5 protein-coding genes are annotated in these 5,681 nt (G+C 35.4%); 4 read left to right on the top strand and 1 reads right to left on the bottom strand.

From position 1 onward, the window contains the following. Positions 1–131, bottom strand: a 131-nt coding sequence (locus D0817_RS26585) for a helix-turn-helix domain-containing protein (protein WP_202866516.1), incomplete at its 3' end; no start/stop codon positions are given. Between the two features lie 116 nt (positions 132–247). On the opposite strand from D0817_RS26585, the gene D0817_RS24535 reads away from it, so the two are divergent. From D0817_RS24535 to D0817_RS24520, 4 genes are all read left to right on the top strand, one after another. Then, the gene (locus D0817_RS24535; RefSeq protein WP_127340975.1) at positions 248–535 is read left to right on the top strand and encodes a SymE family type I addiction module toxin; all 288 of its coding nucleotides are present in this window, start codon (positions 248–250) and stop codon (positions 533–535) included. Continuing rightward, positions 535–2,835 (top strand): CHC2 zinc finger domain-containing protein, encoded by a 2,301-nt coding sequence (locus D0817_RS24530; RefSeq protein ID WP_127340974.1) that lies wholly within the window; start codon positions 535–537, stop codon positions 2,833–2,835. The genes D0817_RS24535 and D0817_RS24530 overlap by 1 nt, the downstream gene beginning before the upstream one ends. Before the next feature lie 148 nt (positions 2,836–2,983). Continuing rightward, a complete protein-coding gene (locus D0817_RS24525) occupies positions 2,984–3,907 on the top strand; it encodes a tyrosine-type recombinase/integrase (protein ID WP_127340973.1) in 924 nt (307 codons plus the stop codon). Next, positions 3,904–4,782, top strand: a complete 879-nt coding sequence (locus tag D0817_RS24520) for a tyrosine-type recombinase/integrase (RefSeq protein WP_127340972.1) — start codon at positions 3,904–3,906, stop codon at positions 4,780–4,782. Before D0817_RS24525 ends, D0817_RS24520 begins: the two co-directional genes overlap by 4 nt. Positions 4,783–5,681: the final 899 nt, after the last annotated feature.

Here is a 5,681-nt window from a genome sequence, read left to right as displayed (position 1 = left end):
GATAGATTGCTTTTCCCTTTTTCATATCGACCAATTTGTACATAAGTCAAACCTACTTTTTCTGCCAGTTCAGATTGAGTTAAGTTGTTTTCTGTACGAAGTTGTTTTATGCGTTCACTTATCGTTGTCATAATGGATATGTGTATTAATTTAATACTTAAATATTAGCAAATTTAAGCAATAATACATCCGTTTATAACATTGTTGAAAAATATAATACATTAAGGTTTTATTAAATAAAACAATTATGTATTATTGCAAAACAAAAAAGTATCATAAAAACTTTTCAACAAAGTTAATCACAGCAATTATGGCAGTCAGAAATCCCAAACAAGTAAAGCTTCAACCCAAACACAGAGTATTAACCTATGGTTATAAAACAGTTCCGTGGCTAAGTGTGAGCGGGATATGGCTGGAAGAGTTAGGATTTAAAGCTGGCGATACCGTGAGAATCCTAACGAGTGAAAAGCAGTTAATCATAGAACTGATAGAAAATCAAATCCCAGAGAAGCAAACCCTGAAAAAACGCAAATAATGACTATAGCAGAAATCAAAGAAAACTTAAATCTGTCAGCCGTATTAGCGCATTACAGCTTACAACCCAATAAAAACAATATGCTGTTGTGTCCGTTCCACGATGATAAGACAGCGAGTTTACAAGTTAATCCAACCCAAAACCGTTACAAATGCCACGCTTGCGATAAAAAAGGCGATGTAATCCAGTTTGTCCAGGATTATGAAAAGCTAACCAAGCGAGAAGCGATTTTAAAATGCACAACGATGGTTGGCCAAGTAAATACAAATGTTCCCAATATTGTAAAACAAGAACCTGCAACCATCACAGAAGACAAAAGCCTGTTTTTAGAAAAGATGTTCCAGAGTTTTAGAAAAGGAATCTTCAACAGTCCGCCAGCAAAAGAATACTGTAAACAAAGAAATTTAGATCCGGCAAAATTAAGTATTGGTTTTAATGGCGGTCAGTTCCACCACGGCACACGAAGAGACGAAACTTTAATCAATAATTGTCTGGCTGTTGGATTGCTTCTGGACAGGAACATAATCAGCAAAACAGGTGAAAAAGCCTTTAATGTTTTTGGAAATAAATCAATTGTTTTTCCACTGAAGAACAAAGAAAACCAAATCGTCAGCCTGTACTTTAGAAGCACAATAAATGAAAAAGAAGCCAAACATTTTTATCTGAAGAACCGTTCCGGACTTTATCCAAATTATCCAAATCCAGCCACTAAAAAACTAATCCTGACCGAAAGCGTTATTGATTGTGCAAGCTTGTTACAAATCACGGAAATAACAAAAAATCACAGTTTATTAGCGTGTTACGGAACAAACGGATTAAACGAAGAAATCCAAAACGCTGTTAAAGAACTCCAGCAATTAGAAGAAATCATTTTTTGTTTTGATAACGATGATGCAGGAAAAGAAGCTGTAACAAAATATGGTGCAATGTTCTTAAATGAATATCCAAACTTGAAATTAACCACTTTAGAACTGCCAAACAAAGACATAAACGAAACGTTACAACTTCACGAATCCGAAATAGTTACAGAGCTTTTAGAGAAGCGAAAAGAACTAAATTTTTCTTTTTCAATTGAAGAAAAAACTACTAAAACCACAGCCAAAAAATCTCCTGAAGAAAAAGTAGTTAAACCAAACAATACAAATGCAATTGAGTTCTTAAAAACCAAAGAATTACTAAAAAAATTAAACGAACAAATAGGCAAATCGGGTATCGTTGGCGAGGAAAACAGCCGATTGTTATTGTTCCTGATAATCATCAGTTATATGAACAAAAGCCCTATTCACGGGATTGTACAAGGTTCGAGCGGTTCAGGAAAAACCCATATTATTGGCTCGATTGCAGACTTGATGCCAGGGGAAGACGTACTTCGATTTACCAGGATCACAGAGAGCAGTTTGTACAACTGGGGAGAGTTTGATTTGTTTAGAAAAATCATAATAATAGAAGATTTAGACGGACTGAAAGAAGAGGCTTTGTATGCGCTTCGGGAACTTATAAGCAATCAGTTTTTGAGTTCTTCGGTATCAATGAAAGACAAAAAAGGAAACAATAAATCTACCCGAAAAGAAGTAAAAGGACAGTTCTCCAGTTTAAGTGCAACGACCAAAGGCGAAACCTACGAGGATAATATGAGCCGTAGTTTTTTGATTGCAGTGGATGAAAGCAAAGAGCAAACCCAAAGAATAATTACACACCAAAACAAACGAAATGCGGGAGAAACTGACCCGAAAGAAAAACAGATCGCAGTAGCTTTTATTCAACAAATAGTCAGAAGTTTAAAGTATTATGAAGTGGTTAATCCGTTTGCTACAAAGTTACAATTACCCGAAAAAGTCCATAAAATAAGACGATTAAACGAAATGTATCAAGCCGTAATTAAGCAAGTTACGTTTATAAATCAGTACCAAAGAGAACAAACTGCAGACGGAAAATTGATAACCACAATCGAAGATATTGAAGAAGCAACAGAAATACTTTTTGAAAGTATTGTTTTAAAAGTTGATGAATTGGACGGGAGTTTAAGACAGTTTTTTGAGCGGTTAAAGAAATATACCAAAGCCAAAGACACCGAGTTTACACAAAGGGAAATCCGCCAAGAAATGAACATCAGCAAAACCCAATTACAGCGGTTTATCAATAGTTTACTGGAACTGGAATACATCAAATACAAAGGAGGTTTTTCTAATAAAGGCTTAAAATATGTGGTTGACTATTGGGATAATCACCAAAAATTAAGAGCAGAAATAAAGGATTTTCTAATGTTACAGATTGACCAACTACGACAAGCAGACAAATAATGTGGGTCGCTGTGGGTCGCTAATGGGTCACTAGAAAACTTCGGCAAGTATTGCTAAATATAGGTTTTTAAACAAAAATAAGTCTAGCGACCCTAAACCCAAAATATGAAGTAAGCAAAAAGCATCATACAACTAAAAAGGTCATAAGATGGGAAAACCAAGCCTGCACAAAGTCTATAATAAAACCTATCAGGAAGAAGCCATAAATTACAAAAATCACTTACTTATTTTAGGGCTAAATAAAGTCACTTGCCAGACAAGATATTTATATTTAAAAGAGTTTTTTTGTTGGTTAGAAACACTTCAAATCCATCAATTACAAGGAATTACCACAGTAGAAATAGCTAAATATTACGATTATTTACTGCAAAGAAAAAGTTCAAGAACAGGGCAAAACATCAAGCAAAAAAGCATCCACGACCATATGCGGAACCTTCAAGCGTATCTGGGTTATTTACTGGAAATTGGAACGATAAAAGTTAGCCCGGCATCACATTTAAAATTTAGTTATCCAAATGAAAAAGTAGAACGGATTATTTTTACTCAAAGTGAAATCCAAGAATTATACAGCGTTAGTAATGAACTGGAAAAGGCGATTTTAAATATTGCCTACGGTTGTGGCCTGCGAGTTGGAGAATTAAGTTTAATCAATAAAGAAGATATTAGGTTTACTGAAAATTTAGTAATAGTCCAGAAAGGTAAAAACAGTAAAAGACGAATAATACCAATTACAAATCAAATAGTTAGTGAGTTAGAAAGTTATTTAGAAAGTCAGCAAGAAAGTAAAAACAAAGCTGTTTTCCTGAACTCAAAAGGACAAAGAATGCAGGAATGGACATTTAATAGTACCCTAAAAACATTGATTAGCAAAACGGAGTTTGGCCAAAGATTTTCTACTGAAGAACTTAATAAAATCGGAATCCATAGCCTGCGCCATTCTATCGCTACACATCTTTTAGAAAACGGAATGAAAATAGAACAAGTGCAAACCTTTTTAGGACACAGCCATATTGAATCAACAGAAATTTACACTCATATTAACCAACAACAAATCAATGAATTAATGGAATGAAACTGGAAGAATATTTACAGAAAAAATACAGCAAAAGTACTTTAGCATCAAACCTTTACAACATAAAAAGATTTACGGATTATTACCAAAACAAATCAGAAACAGCGACTTACACCGACATTTTAAATTACATTGCCTACTTGCGGAAAAACTACGATCTGCACCCAAAAACTTTAAGGCATTGTTTGTACGGAGTTAAAATTTACTTCAATTATTTACTGGAAATCGGCAAAAGGAAAGACCATCCCTGCAGTGAATTATTTTTAAAAGACAAGATAAATAAGCAAATCCAAGTTGATAATTTATATAGTTTAGAGACTTTAGAAAACTTCTTAAAAACCTTTAAAATAAAGCGAAAAGAACGACTAAAAAGAAGAAACGAAGTGATTATAACTTTGCTTATTTACCAAGCGTTAACCGTATCAGAAATTAGTGATTTAGAAGTTAAAAACATTGATTTAGAAAGTGGAGAAATCCAAATAAAAAGCGGACATCATCAGCAAAAACGAACACTTCCATTACAAGCCAAACAAATTTTATTATTCTACAATTATTTAGAAAAAGAACGAAAAGAATTATTGTTTTTTAATAAAGAAAACCCAGTTATAAATTACTTTATTTTAGGTCAATATGGCGAAAAAGTACATCCTCATACAATCAGCAAAATGATAAATGAACACAGAAAGCCAAGCGAGAAATTACAGCCAATGCGGATAAGACAAAGTGTAATTGCCAATCTTTTGAAAAAGGAAAATGACACCAGAATTGTACAGGTTTTTTCTGGACATCGAAGAGCATCGACAACAATCCAGTACAAACAAACAGAATTGGAAGCCTTGCAAAATGCAGTTAATCAATATCATCCAATCAAGTAATTTAGGTTTAAAAAGAACAATTGGAATCCTAACAGCAGAGGAATAAAGCGGTCTCCCTCTGGTCGCTTCCTTTGTTCCGTTCGGCTGTTCCAGTCGGCTGAAAAAAGCCTCCGTTCCACAGTCCACTCGTCAGCATAGCACCTGCCAGCCCTGAAAAAGGGCAGGCAGTTACTACGCTTCCTCGTCCTCATCTTCACACGGTCGCTTCCGTCGTTCGTCGGGGCTACTGCGTCCGCAACACAAACCCGCAAGAAAAATGCGGGTCAGTGTTCGCGTCCACCGCCCCTTATGTTTTGGCGGTTGCTCTACCGCCAGCCATCAACCTCAATAGGAACGCCCGAAAAAGGGCTGAAGTTGATTATTTGTTCCGCTGAAGCTTCACTTTTTTCGGTTGCCGTTACACGCTGCTATCCCTTCTCTTCACTTCGCAAAAGCTTCGTTACGTTCCCGGTCTAGCGTGGCTGTCAGTGACCGCAACACCGCCACCCGTTCAGCAAAAAACGCTCCTTGCAAGCACCGCTTTTTTTGCTTCACTTGGGGTGTTTATTGTAGCACCGCATACTAACGCCCTTCGGTTGTTTGCTCATTTTTTTAGAAGAATGCCAGGGAAATTTAGTTAAAAAAACAACGTTCACGTTCCGGCATTCTTCCAAAAAAATCGAGCGCCTGATTGAAGATAATCAGCCGAATTGGTTTTTGAATTTACAGATTTAGGCATTTTTGGAAAGTTTAGTTGATAAAAAAACGGAATCTTTTTTTTTCAATTGAAAATAAAAATTAACAAATCCAATCCAACTTTTTTTTTCAATTGAAAAAAGCTATTTTTGAAAAAGTAATATACGTTCTTACAAAAAAACAGACGCTCGGGCGAGGCTGATATGGTGTAGATGTGGTTATCT

The organism is Flavobacterium cupreum (assembly GCF_003996965.1).
Lineage (GTDB): Bacteria > Bacteroidota > Bacteroidia > Flavobacteriales > Flavobacteriaceae > Flavobacterium > Flavobacterium cupreum.
The sequence above is the reverse complement of the archived record's forward strand: the minus strand, read 5'-3'. Positions and strand labels throughout refer to the sequence as shown.

Coding starts and splice junctions, on each gene's coding strand:
- D0817_RS24535 (WP_127340975.1), top strand. CDS start 248: ATGTATTATTGCAAAACAAAAAAGTATCATAAAAACTTTTCAACAAAG.
- D0817_RS24530 (WP_127340974.1), top strand. CDS start 535: ATGACTATAGCAGAAATCAAAGAAAACTTAAATCTGTCAGCCGTATTA.
- D0817_RS24525 (WP_127340973.1), top strand. CDS start 2,984: ATGGGAAAACCAAGCCTGCACAAAGTCTATAATAAAACCTATCAGGAA.
- D0817_RS24520 (WP_127340972.1), top strand. CDS start 3,904: ATGAAACTGGAAGAATATTTACAGAAAAAATACAGCAAAAGTACTTTA.